This window comes from Latilactobacillus parafuchuensis, from assembly GCF_055271665.1.
In genome coordinates, this window is sequence record NZ_CM143875.1 from 1,539,620 (window position 1) to 1,561,632 (window position 22,013).

At 40.6% G+C, this 22,013-nt stretch carries 22 protein-coding genes and 1 other annotated feature; of the genes, 17 read left to right on the forward strand and 5 right to left on the reverse strand.

Annotated features, from left to right (window positions below; genetic code table 11):
• Positions 1–11 precede the first annotated feature (11 nt).
• From ACVPPQ_RS07530 to ACVPPQ_RS07550, 5 genes are all read left to right on the forward strand, one after another.
• Positions 12–797 (forward strand): DUF975 family protein, encoded by a 786-nt coding sequence (locus tag ACVPPQ_RS07530; RefSeq protein ID WP_463493739.1) that lies wholly within the window; start codon positions 12–14, stop codon positions 795–797.
• A gap of 146 nt (positions 798–943) precedes the next feature.
• Entirely contained in the window at positions 944–1,684 is a 741-nt protein-coding gene (locus tag ACVPPQ_RS07535; protein WP_463493740.1) for an MBL fold metallo-hydrolase, read from the forward strand.
• 317 nt (positions 1,685–2,001) lie between these two features.
• Positions 2,002–2,400, forward strand: a complete 399-nt coding sequence (gene spxA / locus ACVPPQ_RS07540; RefSeq protein ID WP_025083353.1) for a transcriptional regulator SpxA — start codon at positions 2,002–2,004, stop codon at positions 2,398–2,400.
• Between the two features lie 208 nt (positions 2,401–2,608).
• Complete coding sequence (locus ACVPPQ_RS07545) at positions 2,609–3,307, forward strand: adaptor protein MecA (RefSeq protein WP_463493742.1); 699 nt, start codon at positions 2,609–2,611, stop codon at positions 3,305–3,307.
• Positions 3,308–3,369: 62 nt separating this feature from the next.
• On the forward strand, positions 3,370–4,341 hold the full coding sequence (locus ACVPPQ_RS07550) for a competence protein CoiA (RefSeq protein ID WP_463493744.1): 972 nt from the start codon (positions 3,370–3,372) through the stop codon (positions 4,339–4,341).
• A gap of 63 nt (positions 4,342–4,404) precedes the next feature.
• Here the strand turns inward: ACVPPQ_RS07550 and ACVPPQ_RS07555 are convergent, their stop codons facing one another.
• Positions 4,405–5,043: a DsbA family protein gene (locus ACVPPQ_RS07555; protein WP_235805103.1), complete on the reverse strand. Its 639-nt coding sequence runs from the start codon at positions 5,041–5,043 to the stop codon at positions 4,405–4,407.
• A 90-nt stretch (positions 5,044–5,133) separates the two neighbouring features.
• Positions 5,134–5,718 (reverse strand): CYTH domain-containing protein, encoded by a 585-nt coding sequence (locus tag ACVPPQ_RS07560; protein ID WP_463493746.1) that lies wholly within the window; start codon positions 5,716–5,718, stop codon positions 5,134–5,136.
• Positions 5,719–5,870: 152 nt separating this feature from the next.
• Here ACVPPQ_RS07560 and ACVPPQ_RS07565 point away from each other — a divergent pair, with 152 nt between their 5' ends.
• The 5 genes from ACVPPQ_RS07565 to ACVPPQ_RS07585 all read left to right on the forward strand — a co-directional run bounded on the left by ACVPPQ_RS07565 (position 5,871) and on the right by ACVPPQ_RS07585 (position 9,835).
• Entirely contained in the window at positions 5,871–6,536 is a 666-nt protein-coding gene (locus ACVPPQ_RS07565) for a GTP diphosphokinase (protein WP_025083790.1), read from the forward strand.
• Between the two features lie 5 nt (positions 6,537–6,541).
• The gene (locus tag ACVPPQ_RS07570) at positions 6,542–7,348 is read left to right on the forward strand and encodes an NAD kinase (RefSeq protein ID WP_025083789.1); all 807 of its coding nucleotides are present in this window, start codon (positions 6,542–6,544) and stop codon (positions 7,346–7,348) included.
• Complete coding sequence (locus ACVPPQ_RS07575; protein ID WP_056950060.1) at positions 7,338–8,258, forward strand: RluA family pseudouridine synthase; 921 nt, start codon at positions 7,338–7,340, stop codon at positions 8,256–8,258. Before ACVPPQ_RS07570 ends, ACVPPQ_RS07575 begins: the two co-directional genes overlap by 11 nt.
• Before the next feature lie 70 nt (positions 8,259–8,328).
• Complete coding sequence (locus ACVPPQ_RS07580) at positions 8,329–9,183, forward strand: undecaprenyl-diphosphate phosphatase (protein ID WP_463493747.1); 855 nt, start codon at positions 8,329–8,331, stop codon at positions 9,181–9,183.
• A 25-nt stretch (positions 9,184–9,208) separates the two neighbouring features.
• Positions 9,209–9,835 (forward strand): copper homeostasis protein CutC, encoded by a 627-nt coding sequence (locus tag ACVPPQ_RS07585; protein WP_463493749.1) that lies wholly within the window; start codon positions 9,209–9,211, stop codon positions 9,833–9,835.
• A 64-nt stretch (positions 9,836–9,899) separates the two neighbouring features.
• Here ACVPPQ_RS07585 and mnmM read toward each other — a convergent pair whose 3' ends face one another.
• Both mnmM and ACVPPQ_RS07595 read right to left on the reverse strand, forming a co-directional pair.
• On the reverse strand, positions 9,900–10,460 hold the full coding sequence (gene mnmM, locus ACVPPQ_RS07590) for a tRNA 5-(aminomethyl)-2-thiouridylate-methyltransferase MnmM (protein WP_463493751.1): 561 nt from the start codon (positions 10,458–10,460) through the stop codon (positions 9,900–9,902).
• 21 nt (positions 10,461–10,481) lie between these two features.
• Positions 10,482–11,123 carry a phosphatase PAP2 family protein gene (locus ACVPPQ_RS07595; RefSeq protein WP_463493752.1) on the reverse strand — a complete coding sequence of 214 codons (642 nt, stop codon included), beginning with the start codon at positions 11,121–11,123 and terminating at the stop codon, positions 10,482–10,484.
• A gap of 181 nt (positions 11,124–11,304) precedes the next feature.
• Here ACVPPQ_RS07595 and ACVPPQ_RS07600 point away from each other — a divergent pair, with 181 nt between their 5' ends.
• The 4 genes from ACVPPQ_RS07600 (at position 11,305) to ACVPPQ_RS07615 (ending at position 17,270) form a co-directional block, all read left to right on the forward strand.
• Complete coding sequence (locus ACVPPQ_RS07600) at positions 11,305–13,287, forward strand: muramidase family protein (RefSeq protein ID WP_463493753.1); 1,983 nt, start codon at positions 11,305–11,307, stop codon at positions 13,285–13,287.
• 23 nt (positions 13,288–13,310) lie between these two features.
• Positions 13,311–13,517: a binding site (T-box leader), on the forward strand.
• Between the two features lie 54 nt (positions 13,518–13,571).
• Entirely contained in the window at positions 13,572–15,995 is a 2,424-nt protein-coding gene (gene leuS / locus ACVPPQ_RS07605; RefSeq protein ID WP_463493755.1) for a leucine--tRNA ligase, read from the forward strand.
• 456 nt (positions 15,996–16,451) lie between these two features.
• Positions 16,452–16,826 (forward strand): MerR family transcriptional regulator, encoded by a 375-nt coding sequence (locus tag ACVPPQ_RS07610; RefSeq protein WP_463493758.1) that lies wholly within the window; start codon positions 16,452–16,454, stop codon positions 16,824–16,826.
• A gap of 66 nt (positions 16,827–16,892) precedes the next feature.
• The gene (locus ACVPPQ_RS07615; protein ID WP_463493760.1) at positions 16,893–17,270 is read left to right on the forward strand and encodes a carboxymuconolactone decarboxylase family protein; all 378 of its coding nucleotides are present in this window, start codon (positions 16,893–16,895) and stop codon (positions 17,268–17,270) included.
• A 204-nt stretch (positions 17,271–17,474) separates the two neighbouring features.
• On the opposite strand, the gene ACVPPQ_RS07620 is transcribed toward ACVPPQ_RS07615, so the two are convergent.
• Positions 17,475–17,849 carry a winged helix-turn-helix transcriptional regulator gene (locus ACVPPQ_RS07620; RefSeq protein WP_463493761.1) on the reverse strand — a complete coding sequence of 125 codons (375 nt, stop codon included), beginning with the start codon at positions 17,847–17,849 and terminating at the stop codon, positions 17,475–17,477.
• 143 nt (positions 17,850–17,992) lie between these two features.
• Here ACVPPQ_RS07620 and ACVPPQ_RS07625 point away from each other — a divergent pair, with 143 nt between their 5' ends.
• From ACVPPQ_RS07625 to ACVPPQ_RS07635, 3 genes are all read left to right on the forward strand, one after another.
• A complete protein-coding gene (locus ACVPPQ_RS07625) occupies positions 17,993–19,171 on the forward strand; it encodes an MFS transporter (RefSeq protein WP_463493763.1) in 1,179 nt (392 codons plus the stop codon).
• Between the two features lie 400 nt (positions 19,172–19,571).
• Positions 19,572–21,209: a putative polysaccharide biosynthesis protein gene (locus ACVPPQ_RS07630; protein ID WP_025083781.1), complete on the forward strand. Its 1,638-nt coding sequence runs from the start codon at positions 19,572–19,574 to the stop codon at positions 21,207–21,209.
• A complete protein-coding gene (locus tag ACVPPQ_RS07635) occupies positions 21,206–21,913 on the forward strand; it encodes a pseudouridine synthase (RefSeq protein WP_463493764.1) in 708 nt (235 codons plus the stop codon). The genes ACVPPQ_RS07630 and ACVPPQ_RS07635 overlap by 4 nt, the downstream gene beginning before the upstream one ends.
• Positions 21,914–22,013 lie beyond the last annotated feature (100 nt).

Consider the following 22,013-nt stretch of genomic DNA (forward strand, 5'->3'; position numbering starts at 1 on the left):
GAGGCATTTCTGTGCAATTAAAGACTTATCGAACACAAGCGCGACTTTTATTAAAAGGACATTGGCAACAATTAGCGACCATGGTGGCGTGGTGGTTACTGATTACGATGCTCCTTGATGCGGGACTTGAAGGTCTCTTTGGAGCTAATACATTTTGGTATCAAATGGGGGATACTTTTGCGAGTTATTTCTTCTATTTTATTTTTTTAAACGCGGTTTTCTTAGCGACTTTGAAATTAAGTTACCACAAGACGAAAGGCATCAACGCCATCACCCCGTTATTCAAAAAGCCATTCTATACGGATTTAGTGATTTTAAACTTAATTCAACAAGTCTTAAACTGGGGATTATTACTGATTGGCTTAATCCCATTTTATCAACTGATTGGTTGGCAACGCGTGTTAAACTTCAGCTACAACGGGTTAACATCGGCAGCACCTTATCTCATGAAGCTTAGCCAACAGCCAGCCAATTATTTCTTGGTGCTGACCTTTTTACTTGTTTTATTAGTGATTAGTTTAATTCAACCGATTATTTTAGCTTATTATCAGATTTTAGTATTATTAAAATTTGAATTTCCACAGGCCTCAATTAAAATGATTTTGTCGTTATCAACGGTGATTCTAAAAGGGCACTGGTGGCGACTATTGGGATTGGTAGTCTCTTTTATCGGTTGGGAAATCGTTGTTTATTTCACTGCCGGGATTGGTTTTCTATGGTTCTATCCTTACCTGATTATGAGTGTCACACTATTTTATCAAGACATTAAAAAAGATCGGATTCAAGTCATTCAATAATTGATTATTAAAGCAAAAATCGTTATCGGCTAGCGTGGTTAGTCAATAACGATTTTTTGCGTTAAATATGGATAAAAATCAATTAAGGCCATACTCAATGTGGTCAATATAAGCTATGATAGACCGTAGAAGAGGAGTTGAGTGAAATGCAATTACAAGTCTTAGGTTATTATGGTGGTTATCCCTACAATGGTGTCGGTACGAGTAGTTATTTATTAACGAGTGGTGATTATCATTTATTATTAGATTGTGGGAGTGGCGCATTATTAGCGCTCGAAAAAGTTTTAGAACCATTGCAACTAGATGCCGTTTTATTGACCCATTACCATCATGATCACATCGCTGATTTAGGTGTTTTACAATATTATTGGCAATTACACCAAGGTGTCAAAAAAGAACCGATTTTACCAATCTATGGTCATTTACAAGATCCGTTACATTTTGGCAGTTTAACCTTGCCGGGTGTCACGCAGGGATTCGGTTATCAAGAGGATACCGTATTGACAGTCGGGCCGTTTAAAATCACTTTTAAACGAACGATTCATCCCGTGCCCGCGTTTGCGACACGGATTGAAGAAGTTGCAACTGGTAAGGTGTTAGTCTTTACTGCAGATACGGCCTATTTCCCTGAACTTGCGGATTTCGCCCAACAGGCTGATCTACTGATGACGGATACGAACTTCTTGCAAGATAAAACCGGTAAAATGGCCCACATGACGACGACCCAGTCTGCTGTTTTGGCTGAAAACGGTCAGGTCAAGCAATTGTTATTAACCCATTTACCACAAACTGCAACAGCTGCAACGCTTCTAGAACAGGCACAAGCGGTTTTACCCAAGTTACCAATTCAAGTTGCTAAACAAGGATTGACAATTGAAATTGCCTGACGTAAGATAGTGGTATACAAAACTTACAAAAAATAAGTGCAATTTCATTAGAACGATAATTAACTATAATAATAAAATGATTGTATCGATAAAAATAAAACAGTCACTATTGAACTTTAGTTCTATAATATCGATATTAAACGCTTTAATTAGACATTTATTATAATTTCGTTAATTAAAGTTTATTGGAAAACGATTAATTTATTTTTAAGAAAGACTAGTTTTTGACGACTCAATCGCGTATAATAGAGTTTGTAAGAGAGAATGGAACGAATACGAAACGTAGGCGCTTCCATGGTAGAAAAGGAGAGAGACATATGGTTACATTATACACATCACCAAGTTGTACATCTTGTCGTAAAGCCCGCGCGTGGTTAAAGGAACATGATATTCCATTTAAAGAACGCAATATTTTTTCGGACCCTCTCAATAAAAACGAAATTAAAACGATTTTAAGAATGACCGAGGACGGTACTGAAGAAATTATCTCAACACGTTCGAAGATTTTCCAAGAATTGAATATTAAAATTGATGATTTATCAGTTAATGAACTATTAGACTTGGTTCAAGAAAATCCCGGTTTATTGCGTCGGCCAATTATTCTTGATGAGAAACGTTTGCAAGTTGGTTACAATGAAGATGAAATTCGTCGTTTCTTACCACGTGAAGTACGTGCGTTAGAATTACAACAAGCACAATTGATGGCAGGCTTCTAAGTATTTGTGGTAGCACTCAGTCATTAATTGAGAATTAAGTTTGAAAGGTAGGTTATCCGCATTAAGGATGGTCTACCTTTTTTAGTGGTTATTGATTAAAGAATAATCGCTAGACTTGAATGTTGTTAGTGATACTGGTATGGTAAAGCAAAGTACAATCAATGGCTGTCTGAGTGAATTAGACAGTAGTGGAAAGGGGCGCTGGCCCATGAAGATGGAAAAAATTGATGATAATACAATTCGAGTTCTTCTTGAAAATGATGATTTAGAAGAACGTGGCATTACCGGGCTTGATTTATTAAGTAATCATAAAAAGATTGAACGTTTCTTCTATTCAATTTTAGAAGAAGTTGATCAAGACCACGCCTTTGCTAACAATGAGGCCGTCACTTTTCAGGTTTTACCAAATGATCAGGGATTAGAGTTGTTAATTAGTAAGAATCTCCCTAATTTTGGGCAAGTTGAAGGGCATTCTAATTCTGAAATGGTCCAAGGACAAGACGGGATTACGGAATACATCAAAAAACAGTTGCTTAAACGGGATTCGGATGATGAGCAACAAGCGGATGACGATGATGACGAAACCATGAATTATCTTAACCAAACGGATAATCCAACGCGGCAAATTGTGTTAGGCTTTAAATCATTTGATGATTGGGTTGCGCTTGCGCAACAATTGCGGATTGAAAGTGGTGTTTCGAATTTATTCGTCTATCAGCATCAATATTATGCGCAGTTAATTTTCTTTTTGGAAAATACGACTGAAACTTTCTTGCAAGATGATTTAGCCGTCGCTAATGAGTTTGGTCAGAAGGCACCCTATACAGCTGATTTTTTGAAAGAATATGGTCAACAAGTCATGGACAATAGTGCTTTGGAATTAACCCGATATTATTTTAAAGATTAGAAAAAACGACTATCTGTCAAAGGATGGTCGTTTTTTTGCGTATATTAGGTCGGGGTGAGAAGATGAAAATTGCTCAAACTGAATCTGGTGAATTAGTGCTTGCAACAGCTATGTTAGCTAAAAATCAACCACTGTGTTGTCCAAACTGTCAACAACCGGTCATGTTAAAAGGTGGGCAACGAGTGGCGCCGTACTTTGCCCACGTTCGACCAGCCGGTGGTACCGGTGAAAGCCAGACACATCGGCTTGGTAAAACAGCCATTGGGGCCTTGGCGGTTGCCAGTGATTACCAAGTCGACTATGAGGTCCCAATCGGTCAGCACCAACGAGCAGATGTTTTAGCAACTCGGGATGCGCAATCAGTTGTGATTGAATATCAGTGTAGTCCTTTAACACCAACCTGTCTGGCACAACGCACCAATGATTATTTAGTGGCGGGTTTAACGGTCATCTGGGTGCTTGGTGAACGATTTTGGCCGAAACACCGTTGGTTTAGTCAACAGCAATTAGCGTTTATTCAATATCGTCCAGAATGGGGTTTTTATCTCCTTGGTTATGCGCCCCACCAACAGAAATGGTTATTGTATCATCATATCGTGACGATTGATTTCAAAGGCTATTTTTGGCAGAATCGGTATTTGACAGCACAACAGGCGTTGAAGTTAATCGCGCAACCTGCAAACATCTCGATTGGTCATCAGTGGTCGCCAATTGGCATTGCACAACAGCGGCAAGTGATTCAAAACCGCCTGATTCGAATGGATGCACAGCTAGTTAGTTTACAACAAGCTTGTTACCAACAAGGGCTAACCTTGCAGACGGTACCACGCTGGTGTTACTGTCTTGATTATGTACCACCATTATTTGAAACGGGTCAGTTTATGAGTCGGGTGCACTGGTTACTCGAACGACAATCAATTGATTATTTTGGTGACTACGCAACACGACTACAGCAGCCATTATTACCGACAGATATTTTGAAAGATTGGCCAATTCGTCAGTTGGTAAAAGACCAACAAATACTCATTAAATAAAAAGCCTAACGTTATCTTTGACGGCTAGTTCAAAGATAACGTTAGGCTTTTTGACAAGGCGGTTTAAGTTAAAACCCGGAAGGCAACGTTGGTGAATTTAGATTGTTGTTGCGTTAGTGTTTGATAGGTTGTTTCGGCGTCAGTTTGTTGCTGACAGACTTCTTTCAATAAATCGTAAGAAGCGCAATTTTCAATCAATAGGCCGGAATCATTTTGATCTTTAGCATAATTAAAAATAACCGCAGATGGACTCGTTTGAATGTTCATTTCACAGGCCAGTTGTTGATCACTGTCGAAAGCCTGCTTAGCCAATTCACTATGCCAATCTTCGAGTAACATTTCAGTATCTAAGCCCACTTGTTCGGCAATCGATAGGACCAAGGTTGTGTTGAAGGGGGCGTCAAACTGACGGAAAGATTCTTGCAAGCACATTAAAAAAGCACGGCTTTTCTTATTGCCTTGGAAAGTAGCGGCCTTATAAGCTAGGACTGCTTGGTAAATCGTGCCAAAAACTTGGTTGCGTAAATCTAAATCATGACTATTCAATTGTTGAAAATGCATATAATGTTCAACGTTTTTTAAATTCAAAACGGGAATAAATTTAAAATGAATATTCGTTTCGCCAGATTCTTCGATAATTTTAATGAGTGCTTCTTCAGAACGTAAACAAAGTTGACCAATCGGGTTAATAAATAAAAACACTTCTAACAAAGCTGTTCCCCCAAACTAATTAATTTTTAAAACGACATAATCGTATTTGACTACTTTAAGCAAAACACACCCATTTTGCAATTAATGTGCTTGATGCTGACTCGCCCGCTGGATTTTGTTGATGACAGGAGTCAGTTTAATTGAATAGTGCTGGACCAGTTGTTCAAAATAAGGTCGCGCTGTTTGAAAATCAATGACTTCTAACTCGAGCTCATAATCGACAAACTGATCCGGAAAGCTGGTTTGATCGAGCATTAACTGCCCTTGTGGCGCATTAAAGATTGTTCGTTCAGTTGTACTATAGCCCCAAATCGTGAGTGCAGGCCAATTTAATGCTTGCTCATTAAAATAAGTCATGATGGGGCCATCGGGTTGGATAGTTTGCTGTTGGACTAGCTGCTCAGCGACATCTAATGAAAGTGGTTCAGTGATTTCAATCAATGTTCGCTGGGCCGAATTTGTTGGGACCTTTAACGTTTGTTCCGCGTCAGCGGCAAACTGGCGAATCCGAAGGGCCAGTCCTTGTTGACGCAATTGCTGGTCGGGTAGTTCAAAATAGTAATTTGTTTGATGCACCGTTAATGCTGTGGGGTGCTCGTTTTTAATTTGATTAAATTGTGCTTTAGTAATTAACGTTTTAAATTCCCGTTCAGTGGTTTGAGTCACTAGTTCAACTCCTTATTGATATTAAGACTATCCTAGCATAAAAAATGGTAATTGTAATCGAATTTGTATTTTGGACGTTTCGTGGCGCAACAAAACTAATCTATGGTAAAATAACACTGTATGTGACAGATTGAATGCGGGGTATTAATTAAATGGTTGAAAATTGGAAAAAATTCCTAATGCCGTATGAAGAAGCGGTTAGTGAATTAAAAATTAAATTACGTGGCATGCGTAAACAATATCAACAAAACAACGAACATGCCCCTATCGAGTTTGTAACTGGACGGGTAAAACCGATTGATAGTATTAAAGAAAAGATGCAACGTCGTTATATTACTGAAGAATTATTAGAAAAGGATATGCAAGATATCGCTGGTTTACGGATTATGTGTCAATTCGTGGAAGATATTCATGAAATTGTTGGTCTGTTACACCAAAGAACGGATATGACCATTATTGAAGAACGTGATTACGTTTCGAACGTTAAACCCAGTGGCTATCGGTCTTACCACATTGTGATTGAGTATCCAGTTCAACTGATTAGTGGTGAGAAAAAAATATTGGCTGAAATTCAAATTCGGACGATGTCGATGAACTTTTGGGCAACGATTGAACATTCCTTAAATTATAAATATCAAGGTGAATTTCCGGACAGTTTAAAGGCGCGTTTGAAACGGGCGGCCGAAGCTTCCTTCATGTTAGATAAAGAAATGTCGGAGATTCGGGAAGAAATTCAAGAAGCGCAACAATTATTCTCATATGGTAAATGGCAAAAAACGCTTGATGAAACACCTAAAAATGACTTAAAAGGGGACTGAGCCGATTGAAAGTGATGGTTTATAGCAACGATGGCAACTCATCACGACATGTTGCCGATCGGTTGACCAAAAAGTTAACGAGTACCGGTTTCATTATGGAACGCGAGCATCCGGATGTGGTGATTTCGGTGGGTGGCGATGGGACTTTGTTATCAGCGTTTCACAAATACGCTGCTGATTTAGACCATATCCGGTTTATCGGTGTGCATACGGGCCATCTTGGCTTTTATACTGATTGGCGCGACTTTGAAGTTGAAGATTTAGTTGTTGCGTTGCAAGAAGATATGGGCCAAAGTATCAGTTATCCATTACTGGAAGTCAAAATTAAATATGCGGATACGGGTGAAATGAAACGTGAATTAGCGTTGAATGAAGTCACGTTGCGCCGTTATGCGGCGACTTTGCGAACTGACGTCTATATCAAAGAAAACTTTTTTGAAAGTTTCAGAGGCGACGGCTTATGTGTCTCAACGCCAACCGGTTCAACGGCTTACAGTAAATCAATTGGTGGGGCCGTTTTACACCCTCAATTAGACGCCATGCAGCTGACTGAAATTGCGTCAATTAACAATCGGGTCTACCGGACGTTATCCTCGCCGGTCATCTTGCCATCTAATGAATGGTTATTATTAAAACCGTCGAAGACGAGTGACTACGTGGTCACGATTGATCAATTTACGTCGAAAGATCGACCAATTGCAGAAATGCAATTTAAAATCGCAAAAGAAAGAATACAATTTGCACGATACCGGCATACTTATTTCTGGGATCGTGTCGAAGATGCATTTATTGGGACAAAACATGAAATTTGAATGGCAGTATCAAGAATCAGAAGGTTGTGTTTTACGCAACTTTTTACGGCACCATGGTTTATCTAGAAGTCAGTTAGCCAAAATTAAGTTTGCAGGCGGGACGATTTTAGTCAATGGACAAGAAGCCTATACGAATGCTAAATTGGTTCAGAATGATTTAGTCACCATTTATCTCGCACCAGAAGTGGCCGTCGAACACGTGATTCCCGTTAAAGGGGATTTACGGGTGGTTTATGAAGACGACCATTTTTTAGTGGTCGATAAACCGGCATTTGTGGCGTCGTTACCAGCACCGCAACACCCAAGCAACACAATGGCTAATTACGTCAAACAATATTTGATTGACGAACACGCTGAAAGCCAAGTCGTTCACGTGGTGACTCGGTTAGACCGCGACACGAGCGGTTTGATGATGTTCACCAAACACGGTTTTGCCCACAGCTTAGTCGATAAGCAGCTGCAATCTAAAGAATTGCAAAAAACTTACGTCGCGATTGCCAGTGGTGATATGCGCGAAGATATGCCGAACCACGCCTGGATTGATCGACCGATTAAACGTTCGGAAGATTTCTATATGCGGCGGGTGGTCGCACCGGGTGGCAAGCGTTCGTTGACTGAATATTGGCAAGCGGCGCATGGTGATGATGCAACGCTCGTTAAATTACAATTATTAACCGGCCGGACGCATCAGATTCGCGTCCATTTTAAATCAATTGGCCATCCGCTAATCGGCGATAATCTCTATGGCGAAGCGGACGATTTACTACCGCGCCAGGCGTTACATTGTCGGCAATTACAATTTTATCATCCGTTTGAAGAAAAAATCATTACGGTGAAGAGTCCGTTGCCGGCTGATTTTAGAGCGGTTTTAGAAGCGCGGCATTTAGCCTATGATGAAAATACCTTATAATAAAAAAAAGCTTAAGCTATTGATTAGGGGCTGTTATCAGGCTTCAAAATCAGTATACTAATAAGCGATTATGATTTACGAAGGGAAGAGTGTTGTGTTTACGTTGAATGTGATTAAAACGATTATATTAGGGATTGTCGAAGGCTTTACCGAATGGTTACCAATTAGTTCGACTGGTCATTTAGTGTTAGTCGGTAGTGTCTTAAAGATGGGTGAAACCAAAGCGTTCATGGATATGTTTAATTATGTGATTCAATTCGGCGCGATTTTAGCGGTCGTCGTCCTATTTTTCCACAAGTTAAACCCATTTTCACCCCGTAAAACGGGTTTAGAACAGAAACAAACTTGGACGTTATGGTCTAAAGTCGTGATTGCCGTGATTCCATCAGTCGTGATTGGTTTTCCGTTGAACGATTGGATGGATGCCCATTTAATGAACAATTGGGTGGTTGCCAGCATGTTGATTCTTTATGGGATTTTGTTCATTGTGATTGAGAATCGGAATAAAAGCGTTACGCCGAAATTTACCGATTTAAATACGTTGCCTTATTTAACCGCCTTTTGGATTGGCTGTTTCCAAGCGTTATCAATTATTCCAGGGACTTCACGTTCAGGCGCTACAATTCTAGGGGCAATCATTATTGGGACCTCTCGATTTGTCGGGGCTGAATTCTCATTTTTCATGGCGATTCCAACCATGGTCGGGGTCAGTGTCTTGAAGGTTGGCAAATTCTTCTATGAAGGCAATACGTTTACGGGTGATCAAACGATCATTCTGTTAATTGGGATGGTCGTGTCATTCATTATTTCAATCGTGTCGATTAAATTCTTGATGGACTACATTAAGAAACATGATTTCAAAGTATTTGGTTGGTACCGGATTATCTTGGGATTATTAGTACTAGGCGCCATGTTATTCGCTTAATTGAAGTTTGAAGGGAGTTTTTCAATTGTTAATCAAAGAAGTTTGTGTTGAGAATTTTACAGCAATCCCCGCCGCGATTCGCCAAGGTGCGAAACGGATTGAATTAAACGATAATTTAGCCGTCGGTGGCACAACTGTCAGTCGGGGCGTCATGGCTGAAGCTGTGCGCTATGCCCACGAACACGATGTACCAGTAATGGTCATGATTCGTCCCCGTGGTGGGAACTTTGTCTATAATGATCAAGAATTAAAAATCATGGAAGCCGATATTTTTTCAGCCCAAGAATTGGGTGCCGATGGGATTGTCCTGGGTTGTTTAACGCCGGAAAATCAAATCGACGATGAAGCGATGGAAATGTTGATTGGCGCCGCTAACGGGATGCAAGTTGTCTTCCATATGGCGTTTGATGAGATTCCGGCAGCCCAACAAGCTACGGCAATTGATTGGTTAGCCGAACATGAGGTTAAACGAATTTTGACGCATGGTGGACCACTTGATCAACCTTTAAATCAAGACCACTTAAAAGAACTCGTGGCGATTGCCGATGGTCGCTTAGTCATCTTGCCAGGTGGTGGCGTGACAGCAGTGAACGTCACAACAATTACGACCGCATTAGGGGTGACCGAAGCCCATGGCACTAAGATTGTCTAAACGTAGCAACAAAAAAATACGATTCGCCAAAGTGATTTTGGCGAATCGTATTTTTTTGTTGTCTTTATTTTTTTTCGATAGCGAGGACTTGGCCACTTGAGTGATTAATGCCTTGATAACGACTAACTTGGTAATGGTCCGGGTTTAAATGGGTGAGGTCAGCAACCAAATAATTGATTTCTTCGTCTGAGGGGTTGAATTGGGTTTCACTGACAAAAACCAATAAACCGCCACGATTCAAACGCGATAAGATCTGATGGTAGGCTGAAATTGTGGTGTTCGGTAAAGTCGTTTGAGTAGCGGTCTCGGCCGATAGAATACCCAAACTAAAAATAGCTGCTTGGACTTTGAGGTCGGGCGCTAAAGCCGTAATAATCCGTTCGTGACCTTGATTGTAGAGGGTCACTTGTTGATGTAAATTGGCTTTAGTCAAACGATCGGTGCAGATATCAAGCGCCGATTTTTGCAAGTCAAAACCGTAAACGTGGCCAAAATCAGCAACCTTTTCAGCTAGAAAATGGGTGTCATGACCATAGCCGACGGTGGCATCAATGACGATGTCGCCGGGACGAATGGCTTTTGCTAATAGTTGGTGGGCGAATTGAACTGGATCTGTCAGAATCATAGGTGAAAACTCCTTTGAATGTTAATCGTGAAGGTTGGGGAATAGTTGTTGTTGTTTAAAGGCTAACGAAGTTAGGCTTAAGCAACCGGCCGCTAATAAAAAGCCACCGAGCACATCGGTCGGATAGTGAACTTGAACGTAAATCCGACTGAGTCCGATTAGTAAGGGCAATAAGGCGCAGACAATAGTCGAAACCCGGCGCCAGGTTCGATTCTGAATCAAATAACGACTCAAAATCCATAATGAACCCCAAAAAAGTAAACTACCGGAAGCATGACCACTGGGAAAACTATAGCCACCCGCGTGAACGAAATGTTCATAAGCAGGGCGTGGTCTGGCAACTAAGCCTTTAATGACGTGGTTGAGACTGGTATAAATGGTGACGTTGAAGAGCACGAAACCAGCAGCCGAATATAATTTGTAATGGTAACAAATTAGGCAAACCAGTAAAACAAGTCCAATGATACTGGTTGGGTTGCCCAAAGTCGTAATGCCGATTAGGATTGGTTTGAACTTTAACGATAGACTCTGATGAAGCCAATCATTGATTGTATAATCAAATTGTTTGACCCAAGCGGCGCGAGTTGTAATACTAAAGAGTAAGAGGACGAAAGCGCTGAAACAGGTCAGCGTAAAAGAAATCTGTTTTTGTTGATTCGACATGCAAGGTGTTCCTTTCTAGCTAGTATTAGCTTAACTACGATCATACAATAATTTGATGTAATAGTACAAATAATTAAAGTGGTTTAACAAATAGATTGTTTTGTCGAGAAATTAATATTATACTATACACTAGTTGAAGCTCAATTAAATCGTGCAATCGACTTCATTGGAGGGTCTAAAAATGAAAGAAACCAGAAAACAGCGTATTGCTGTCCAGAAATTAAATTTACATAAACAAAAAAATGAGATTCGCATCAAAAAAATGCGGAATGTCACGACGTTTGCTGGGGCCAGTGTTTTAATGGGCTCCGCAATTGCGCCTAGTTTTTCAAGCGGTAAAGCTAAAGCGGCTACTGAAGCCGTTCAAAATAATCAAGATCAAACGGCTACGACCAATACAAGTAGCTCAGTGGTTAATAATACGACGAGTTCTAGTGTCACCAGTTCAGCGGTTACGAGTAGTGCGCAATCAACGAGCAGCCAATCAACAGCGACTAGCCAATCAACGCAACAGCCAGCGGTAAAGCCACAAGTGACTGAAAATGAGGCCAATAAAGTGGCTTCAGCCCAACCAACACCTACCAAAGCTCAACCAATCGTTGGTGTTCAGAGCACTAGTGCTAATGCGGCTTCAGCCCGCGTGATTATGTCAGCAGCTAGTACGAGTGCTCAAGCTTTTATCAATTCAGTGGCCAGCTCAGCCCGCCAATTAGCCAGTGATAACAATTTATATGCTTCGGTCATGATTGCCCAAGCTTCTTTGGAATCTGGTTTTGGGAGTAGCTCATTAGGTAAAGCCCCTAATTATAACTTATTCGGCGTTAAAGGGTCATACAACGGTAGTTCCGTTTATATGTGGACTAATGAAGATGATGGTCATGGAAACTTGTACCAAATTCAAGCTGCTTTTAGAAAATATCCTTCATACTACCAATCATTGCAAGATTATGTGCACGTTTTGAAGAATACGTCGTTTGGCGCAACGCCTTACTACCAAGGCGCGTTTAAGAGCTATACGAGCAATTATCAACAAGCAACGCAATATTTACAAGGACGTTACGCCACTGCGACTAATTATGCATCAAGTTTGAATCGTTTGATTCAACAATATAATTTAACGCAATACGATACACCTGGTAGTAGTACCGGTAATAATAATGGTGGTAATACTGGTAGCACGACGACGCCAACCACGCCTGCTAATGGCACGAAATACACGGTTAAATCTGGTGATTCAGTTTGGGGAATCGCCCATAAGTTTGGGATTTCAACGACTAACTTAATTAGTTGGAATAACATTAAGAATAATATGATTCACCCTGGCGATGTTTTAATTGTTTCTAAAACAGCAACGGGTAATGGCAACGGTAATAGTGGTAACACGGGTAGCACAACCACGCCAACCACACCGGCAACTGGGACGAAGTATACCGTTAAGTCCGGTGATTCAGTCTGGGCAATTGCCAATAAACACGGTATTTCAATGGCTAATTTAATTAGTTGGAACAACATTAAGAACAATATGATTCACCCGGGCGACGTTTTAATTGTTTCTAAAACAGCATCTGGCAGTGGTAACAGTAATAGTGGTAATACCGGCAGCACGACGACACCAACCACGCCGGCAACTGGGACGAAGTATACCGTTAAGTCCGGTGATTCAGTTTGGGCGATTGCCAATAAACACGGTATTTCAATGGCGAATTTAGTGAAGTGGAATAGTATCCGCAACAACTTTATCTATCCGGGTCAAGTCTTAGTTGTGAGTCAAAGTGGTTCTGGTAGTACTAGTACCGGTAACACTGGTTCGGGTTCTACGACGACTAATCAAACTGGTAAAACGTACACGGTTAAATCCGGCGATTCAGTTTGGGCAATTGCCAATAAATCCGGCATCTCGATGGCGAAATTAGTTCAATTAAATAATATTAAAAATAATTTCATCTATCCGGGTCAAGTGTTAAAACTCGGTAGCACGACGACTAGCAGCACGTCAAACAATAACCAAGGGACTGCATCAACGGCGAAGACTTATACCGTCAAGTCTGGTGATAGTCTCTGGTCAATCGCGCAAAAGAACAAATTATCAATCACCCAATTGAAACAAATCAATAATCTACATTCAGATTTAATCTTAGTCGGTCAAACCTTGAAATTGAAGTGATAGTTTGGTATGCTAAGAACAATTATTTAACGTTGAAGAGGATTAGTAGTCAGTATTAAGTGTTCAGTGAGCGTATGGTTAGTGAGAATACGTCTTTAATACTGATGAACTCGCCTTTGAGTTTTCGACCGAATTAAGTAAGTTGAAACGTGAGCCGCGTTAAGGCCAGAGAGTTGTCTAATTTATGTTGGGCAGAACTTAGGTGGCATCGCGGTTAATTCGTCCTATGGTATTTTATACCATAGGACTTTTTTCGTTAAATAAACCAGAAGAGGAGTGTTTTTATGACTTACGATCATCGCGCAGTTGAACAAAAGTGGCAAGCTTATTGGCAAAGCCACAAATCATTTAAAACCACAGAAGATCAGAATAAGAAGAACTTCTACGCACTCGATATGTTTCCCTATCCATCCGGCCAAGGCCTACATGTTGGTCATCCAGAAGGCTATACCGCAACTGATATTTTAGCGCGGATGAAACGGATGCAAGGCTTTAACGTGTTGCATCCCATGGGTTGGGATGCATTTGGCTTACCCGCTGAACAATACGCGTTAGATACCGGCAATAATCCAATTGATTTTACGCAAAAAAATATTAACACGTTTAAACGGCAAATTAATTCACTTGGTTTTTCTTATGATTGGGATCGTGAAGTCAATACGACTGATCCTAGTTTCTACAAGTGGACGCAATGGATTTTTGAAAAGATGTATGAAAAGGGTCTGGCTTATGAAGCCGAAGTACCCGTTAACTGGAGTCCTGATTTAGGAACCGTTGTCGCCAACGAAGAAGTGATTGACGGTAAAACCGAACGGGGCGGTTATCCGGTTTATCGGAAACCAATGCGTCAATGGATGTTGAAAATCACGGCTTATGCTGATCGGTTAATCGATGATTTAGACACGGTTGATTGGCCTGAAAGTGTCAAAGATATGCAACGTAACTGGATTGGCCGTTCTAAGGGCGCTGAAGTCACGTTTGCGATTGAAGGGCAAACTGATTCAGTCGCCGTCTTTACGACGCGTCCGGACACGTTATTCGGTGTCAGCTACATTGTGATGGCCCCCGAACATGCTTTGGTGGCTAAAATCACGACTCCCGCTCAAAAAGCGGCCGTTGATGCTTATTTGAAAGAAATCGAACATAAAAGTGATCTTGAACGGACTGATTTGGCGAAAGATAAAACCGGTGCATTCACTGGTGCTTATGCCACTAACCCAGTGAATGGCGAACAATTACCAATCTGGATTTCGGATTATGTGTTAGCCACTTACGGAACTGGCGCAGTGATGGCCGTACCAGCCCATGATTCGCGTGATTGGGAATTTGCGAAGAAGTTTGATTTACCGATTAAACCAGTCGTTGCTGGTGGCAATCCAGAAGAAGCCGTTTATGACGAAGCTGGCGTAATGATTAATTCTGATTTCTTAGATGGATTAGATAAACAAGCCGCAATTGAACGCATGATTCCATGGTTAGTTGAACATGATGCGGGTCACGAACAGGTGAGTTACAAACTCCGTGATTGGTTGTTCTCACGTCAACGCTATTGGGGTGAACCCATTCCAATTATCCATTGGGAAGATGGCACGAGTTCAGTAGTGCCTGAAGACCAATTACCACTTGAATTGCCAATTACGAGCGACATCAAACCTTCAGGAACTGGCGAAAGTCCATTAGCCAACTTAACTGATTGGTTGAACGTAACGGATGAAAATGGTCGTAAAGGCCGTCGTGAAACCAATACGATGCCACAATGGGCGGGTAGCTCATGGTATTACCTCCGTTATATTGATCCTAAAAACCCCGATAAATTAGCTGATTTTGCTAAATTAGAAGAATGGTTACCGGTTGATATGTATATCGGTGGTGCTGAACATGCCGTCTTACATTTACTTTATGTTCGTTTCTGGCATAAATTCTTGTATGATATCGGGGTTGTGCCAACCAAAGAACCATTCCAACGGTTGTATAACCAAGGGATGATTTTAGGCGACAATCACGAAAAAATGTCGAAATCAAAAGGCAACGTGGTTAATCCGGATGACGTGGTTGATCGCTATGGTGCCGATACGTTACGGTTATACGAAATGTTCATGGGACCTTTGGACGCGTCAATTTCTTGGAGTGAAAAGGGCCTAGCCGGCGCACGGAAGTTCTTGGACCGGGTATGGCGTTTATACACTGAAGAAGATACCGACGAACAAAATCAAGTTTCAATCAAATTAGTTCAAGCCAACGATGAAACGTTGAAGAAATCTTACAACGAAACCGTTAAAAAAGTGACAGAAGATTTCGAAAACATGCACTTTAACGTCGCGATTTCACAATTGATGGTCTTCATCAATGATGCCTATAAAGCTGATACATTCCCAATGGCTTATGCTGAAGGTTTCGTTAAGTTGTTAGCCCCAATTGCACCGCATATGATGGAAGAATTGTGGACAATGCTTGGGCATACTGAATCAATCAGTTACGAAGCATGGCCAACGTTTGATTCCGCTGCACTAGTGGATAGTGAAGTCGAAGTTATTCTACAAGTTAACGGTAAGTTGAAAGCCAAAGTCACAGTTGAAAAAGACCTGGCTAAAGACGCACTAGAAGCTCTAGCAATGGCCAATGAAAAAATCGCCGACTTCATCGCCGACAAAACAGTCCGCAAAGTGATTGTCGTGCCAAATAAAATCGTTAATGTGGTAGCAAATTAAGAAGTGCCTGATTCAACCGGGTAGCTTCTGAGTATAGCCTAAAATCGGGAATTATGACTGGGTTTGGTCATGATTCCCGATTTGTAGCTAGACGGAAGAAGCTGGTTGAGAAGCACATTAAAGAAGTGCTGAGTGTGTTTAGTTGCGCTTAGCAACTGAGCATTAACAGAAAATTCCCAGTTATCTTGATTTTTAAGATAATTGGGAATTTTAGGTTAAGCGGAGGTTGTTGCAACTCAAAAACACGTTAACAATGTTATTAAGTCAGATTGCTGCATAGTTTGCCCATTAGTTTTCCTGATCTGACAGACAATCTTCCATATTTTGTAACACTATTTAATGTCATTCATGGATTAGAAGTTCAAAATGGAACTACTTTTTATCTAAGTTCATATTGTACGTTGTATAATACTTCATGAAGTTTGCTTTATGTCATTGTTTTCAGGGAGGACTTTTATGATATATAAAATTGGAGAGTTTTCAAAGAAAGTTGGTCTATCAATAGACACGCTTCGTTATTACGAGAAAGAAAAATTAATTATTCCTCATAGAAAAGAAAATAATCTAAGGATTTATACAGAAGAAGATATAATTTGGATTGAATTTATCAAACGGTTAAAAAGCACAGGTATGCCAATTCGTATAATTCGTAAATATTCTGTATTGCGCTATCAAGGTGACGAGACAATGTCAGAGCGAATGTCTTTGCTATATGATCAACGTCATCGCTTAGAGGATGAACAAGAAATATTACAAGAACACATAAATTTTATCAATGAGAAGATTAGCATTTACCAAAAAAAGCAAAATAAAATTTTAAATACTAATTGACATGGAGTTTACTCCAGATTGTATTGTTACTCCTGTAGTTAAAAAGTGTTATCGGAGGAATGAGCAATGACAGAAATTGATAGACTTGAACTTGGAAAGAAAACACTCAATATGGTAGACGGCCCAGCTGCGGATAATGTCATGAATTCATTAAAGGACATTGCACCCGATGTAGGTAAATATATTTTCGAATGGGCATTTAGCGATGTTTACAATCGGCCAGAATTAGATTTGAAACAGCGCGAAATGATTACTATTACGACATTACTAACACAAGGGGATACGGCTTCCCAACTTAGGGTGCATATTAATGGATCTTTGAATGTTGGATTAACAAAAGCCGAGATTGTTGAAACTTTTATTCATTGTTTGCCTTATGTTGGTTTTCCAAAAGTTTTAAATGCCATTAATATTGCTAAAGAGGTTTTTAACGAACGAAAGTAAAAGGGTTTGAATATTACAAAAAAATCTAATTAAAATCAGAGTAAATTTGTATCTGTTTAATCGGCAATTCAACGATGATAATCGTTTAGCAGCTAATAGCCTAATGTTGGATGGACGTGAGTATCAGACCACTTAAAGTAAATAATATTTTTCGATTCAAAAAAACTAGCCGTCACTTTAAAATAGTGATGGCTAGTTTTTTGGTTAATAAAGTGGATTAATCTGGTCGTGGTGCAACACCTTAATCGATTCACCGGCTTGTTGACGGCGATCGATGTTTTGTTCACCCCAAGTACAGAGTAGATTGAGAATCTGGTTGAGTGATTGACCGTATTCGGACAAACGATATTCAACGTGGGGTGGGACTTCTGGATAGATTTTACGATTAATAATCCCATCGCGTTCTAATTCGCGCAATTGTTGCGTGAGCACTTTTTGGGAGATACCGGGAATATTCTGGCACAGTTCACTGGTTCGTAAGGGTTGATTGCGCAGATGGCATAAAATAATCGGTTTCCATTTACCGCCGATGATTTCAATCGTCGCTTCAACGCCGATGTTATATATTTTCTCATTCATTTTTAATTTTGATTCACCTTTTCATTGTGATAATACCCAATTATAACCTTTGAGTAACCTAATAACAAAAAAGTGCGTAATTGTGCAACGTTTATTGTTAGTCAATAATAAACACATCAATAAAAAGTGTAGGAGTGTGGAAAATGAATCAGAAACAACGTGCCAATTTAACGTTATTAGCTTTAGCAATCAGTGCCTTTGCCATCGGATCGACCGAGTTCATTAGTGTCGGGTTAATGCCGCTGATGATTAAGGATTTTGGGATTACGATGAGTCAAGCCGGTTTGACGGTTTCGATGTATGCGTTGGGGATTACCATCGGTGCCCCAATTCTAGCGATTTTAACCAGTCGTTGGCCGCGTAAAAATTTATTGTTAGGGATTATGTTAGTGTTTATCGTCGGTAATTTAACCGTCGCTTTTGCGCCTATTTTTCCAATTGTCTTGTTAGGGCGGATCATTTCAGCCTTGGCACACGGGATATTTATGTCAATTGCTTCAGTCATTGCCGCCGATGTTGTTGAACCAGAACGGCGGGCGAGCGCGATTGCGGTCATGTTTACCGGATTAACGGTCGCAACCGTGACGGGCGTGCCCCTTGGAACTTTTATCGGGCAAGTATCAACATGGCATATGTCATTTATCTTTATTGCGGGAATCGGGGTGCTCGGTTTAATCGCCAACTGGTTCTTAGTGCCGAACGATTTACCATTAGGTCAGCCAAGTCATTTTAGTGGGATTAAACGGGTTTTCATGAATCGTCAAATCGTTTTAGCGCTATTGATTACGGCGTTGGGCTACGGGGGTACTTTTACCGTGTATACGTTTGTGACGCCGATTTTAGAAACGAAAATGGGTTGGTCGCCAAGTGCGGTCGTCATTATTTTAGTAATTTACGGCTTAATGGTGGCGATTGGTAATACCTTGGGAGGTAAATGGTCGAATCATCAGCCGTTGTTGGCACTTTTAAAGATGTTTATCGGATTATTAGTGACCTTGATTTTCTTTTTAATCACCTTGAATGGGCACTGGTTCGGCTTAATCAATGTTTTAGTGATGGGCTTCTTCGCGTTTATGAACGTTCCCGGACTGCAACTCTACATTGTGCAACTAGCTGAAAAATATACACCGAATGATATTCCGTTGGCCTCGGCTTTAAATATTTCGGCGTTTAATGTCGGGATTACGATTGGTTCACTAGTCGGCGGTCAAGCATCCGCTGCGTGGGGCTTGGGCAGCACGCCAATCTTTGGCGCTGCGATGGTTTTCATCAGTATTTTATTAACGTGGTGGTTAATTCGAATGACGAAAAAAGCAGCATAACTGAAAAGCCAACTTGTCCTGAAAAAAGGAGTAGTTGGCTTTTTTGATTAAAACGTTCTGCGTACACCAACTTCTTCCGTCTAGCTACAAATCAAAAATCATGACTCAAAACCGGTCATAATTTCTGATTTTAGGCTATACTCAGAAGCTACCCGGTGAGCGCAGCACTCTGCCTAAAACGTGCTCGTTCTCACAGCTTCCTGTGCTTAGCTACGTTTCGCAAACAAAGTCCCAAGTACGGACTTTATTCACAAAACTAGGCTAATGCTCAGAAGCTTTCGTGAAAACTCGCACTCTGAAATATTTTCTAAAGTTTTGTTAAAGGAATTGCAAGGATGGTGGCAATCAACTAGAATAGTAGGAAGACACTTTTCGATGTTTAGACAAGGAGTTATGAAAAATGACCAATTCACCAGAAACGGGGACTACGGACACTTCTTCGCAGAGTAAGATGTTACGCGGTTCTGCTTGGATGACAGCTGGCAGTATTTTTTCGCGAATTTTAGGGGCTGTCTATGTTATTCCATGGCCAATTTGGTTTGGCGTTAATTTTATTGCCGCCAATAATTTATTTGGACGAGGTTATCAGATTTACAGTGTTTTAATTGTTGTTTCGACGGCCGGTATTCCAGGGGCGTTATCGAAGCAAATTGCACATTATAATGAAATGAACGAATATGGCATTGGAAAAAAGTTATTTGAAAAATCATTGATTTTAATGTTAGTGATGGGGATTCTTTCGGCGGGGGCTTTATATTTATTGTCACCCGTTCTTTCTCAAGGTGATGCACGAATGATTCCAGTTTTTCATTCACTCTGTTGGCCTTTATTGATTATTCCGTTACTCAGTATTATGCGGGGATTTTTCCAAGGTTATGCTGAAATGGCACCGTCCGCCATCTCACAATTTGTTGAACAGGTTGCACGAGTTGCCTACATGACAATTACCGTTTTTATGATTACACAAGTTGCCAAAGGGAGTTACGTGACCGCCGTTACACAAGCAACGTTTGCTGCGTTTATCGGGGCAATCGCCGGATTATTATTACTTGTCTGGCACTATTTAAGACAACGACCAAAGCTTGAAAAGTTAATTGAAAATAGTAATAACGCAATTGAAGTTTCAACGACTGATTTGCTTAAAGGCATTATCAAACAATCAATTCCGTTTATCGTGATTGATGCCAGTATTAATTTAGTCTATATTATTGATCAATTTAGTTTTAATCGAATGATGAGTGACTTTGTGATTGCGAGCGATCATCAATTATGGAATATGTATACTTTATTTGCCGTTAACGCCAATAAATTAATTTCAATTACGGTTTCGTTAGCCGCTGCCATGGCGGTTACTGCGATTCCATTGATGTCAGCTGCTCATGTGCGTGGGAATCAAAAGGAATTAAAGCGCCAAATTGGGAGTACTATTCAGCTCTTTAGTTTCGTCATGCTTCCTGCAGCGTGTGGGATGGCGGCCGTGGCTGGTCCATTGTACACACTATTTTATGGCTACGATGCTTTAGGGGTCAATGTTTTACAATATTCATCATATATCTCAATTTTATTAGGGTTATTCACGGTTTTAGGGGCGATTTTACAAGGACTCTATCAAAATCGAACAGCGCTCTTTTATTTAATGATCGGTTTTATTGTTAAAATTGTAGCGCAATATCCAGCAATTTATTTCTTCCGTGTGTACGGGCCATTGACGTCCACTGGTTTGGCATTTGCCACGAGTTCGATTTTAATGTTGATGGCGTTACGTCGCAACTACCATTTTGATGTCTTACAAACCATACGCCGTTTAGCAGGGGTCTTAATCTTCTCAGGAATCATGTACATCGTCACTGCCGGTGCGGTTAAGCTGTTATACCTTGTTTTCAACCCATACAGTCGGTTACAAAGTGTCTTGGTCTTGGTGATTAGTGTTGGGATTGGGGCCGGTGTTTACGCCGCCTTAGCGTTGAAAACGCGGTTAGCCGATTTTGTACTCGGGACCAATATGGACCGCTTTAGAAGAAAGTTGAAATTAAAATGAGAATTGATCGATTTCTAAGTTATATGCAAGTGGGGAGTCGGCAATCGTTAAAAGCCCTTTTTAAGGCTGGTCGGGTACAAGTTGACGGTCAAGTAATTGGCAACGGTAAGTTTCAGGTGACTGAAGCGACCGTTGTTGAAGTTGATGGCGAACCGATTCATTATCAAACTGATTTTTATTGGTTACTCAATAAACCGGCGGGCGTGATTTCGGCGACCACTGATCCGCAAAAAACGGTCATCGATTTATTAACACCGGCCGATTATCGGGCGGATTTATTTCCGGTTGGCCGGCTGGATAAAGATACAACCGGCTTATTATTATTAACGAATGATGGTGATTTAGCGCATTCGTTATTGAGTCCTAAGAAACATGTTGCTAAAAAATATCAGGCTAAAATTGCTGGGATTGTGACGGAAACGGATCAAGCGCAGTTTGCGGCGGGAATCCAATTAAGTGATTTTCAAGCGCAACCGGCGCAATTGACGATTCTCGAAACGGATGAACAGACGCAAACTAGTTTGATCACCGTTGAAATTCATGAAGGTAAGTTTCATCAAGTCAAGCGGATGTTTCATGCGGTCGGTAAGGAAGTTTTAACGTTACAACGGTTATCGATGGGGCCATTGACCTTGCCCACAGACTTATTACCGGGGCAATACCGCGCGTTAATCACGGCTGAAATTGAAGCCTTAAAAGGATAGCAAGAACAAGCTGTGACAGAACTCGGTTATCAATCGAGTATCAAGTTAAAAAATGAGTATCCTGAATTTAGGATACTCATTTTTTTGATTTGAACGGAAA

Excerpts from the sequence above, each read along its gene's own strand:
- ACVPPQ_RS07535 (WP_463493740.1), top strand. The coding sequence starts at position 944 with ATGCAATTACAAGTCTTAGGTTATTATGGTGGTTATCCCTACAATGGT.
- spxA (WP_025083353.1), top strand. The coding sequence starts at position 2,002 with ATGGTTACATTATACACATCACCAAGTTGTACATCTTGTCGTAAAGCC.
- ACVPPQ_RS07545 (WP_463493742.1), top strand. The coding sequence starts at position 2,609 with ATGAAGATGGAAAAAATTGATGATAATACAATTCGAGTTCTTCTTGAA.
- ACVPPQ_RS07550 (WP_463493744.1), top strand. The coding sequence starts at position 3,370 with ATGAAAATTGCTCAAACTGAATCTGGTGAATTAGTGCTTGCAACAGCT.
- ACVPPQ_RS07565 (WP_025083790.1), top strand. The coding sequence starts at position 5,871 with ATGGTTGAAAATTGGAAAAAATTCCTAATGCCGTATGAAGAAGCGGTT.
- ACVPPQ_RS07575 (WP_056950060.1), top strand. The coding sequence starts at position 7,338 with ATGAAATTTGAATGGCAGTATCAAGAATCAGAAGGTTGTGTTTTACGC.
- ACVPPQ_RS07580 (WP_463493747.1), top strand. The coding sequence starts at position 8,329 with ATGATTTACGAAGGGAAGAGTGTTGTGTTTACGTTGAATGTGATTAAA.
- mnmM (WP_463493751.1), bottom strand. The coding sequence starts at position 10,460 with ATGATTCTGACAGATCCAGTTCAATTCGCCCACCAACTATTAGCAAAA.
- ACVPPQ_RS07595 (WP_463493752.1), bottom strand. The coding sequence starts at position 11,123 with ATGTCGAATCAACAAAAACAGATTTCTTTTACGCTGACCTGTTTCAGC.
- ACVPPQ_RS07600 (WP_463493753.1), top strand. The coding sequence starts at position 11,305 with ATGAAAGAAACCAGAAAACAGCGTATTGCTGTCCAGAAATTAAATTTA.
- leuS (WP_463493755.1), top strand. The coding sequence starts at position 13,572 with ATGACTTACGATCATCGCGCAGTTGAACAAAAGTGGCAAGCTTATTGG.
- ACVPPQ_RS07610 (WP_463493758.1), top strand. The coding sequence starts at position 16,452 with ATGATATATAAAATTGGAGAGTTTTCAAAGAAAGTTGGTCTATCAATA.
- ACVPPQ_RS07615 (WP_463493760.1), top strand. The coding sequence starts at position 16,893 with ATGACAGAAATTGATAGACTTGAACTTGGAAAGAAAACACTCAATATG.
- ACVPPQ_RS07620 (WP_463493761.1), bottom strand. The coding sequence starts at position 17,849 with ATGAATGAGAAAATATATAACATCGGCGTTGAAGCGACGATTGAAATC.
- ACVPPQ_RS07625 (WP_463493763.1), top strand. The coding sequence starts at position 17,993 with ATGAATCAGAAACAACGTGCCAATTTAACGTTATTAGCTTTAGCAATC.
- ACVPPQ_RS07630 (WP_025083781.1), top strand. The coding sequence starts at position 19,572 with ATGACCAATTCACCAGAAACGGGGACTACGGACACTTCTTCGCAGAGT.
- ACVPPQ_RS07635 (WP_463493764.1), top strand. The coding sequence starts at position 21,206 with ATGAGAATTGATCGATTTCTAAGTTATATGCAAGTGGGGAGTCGGCAA.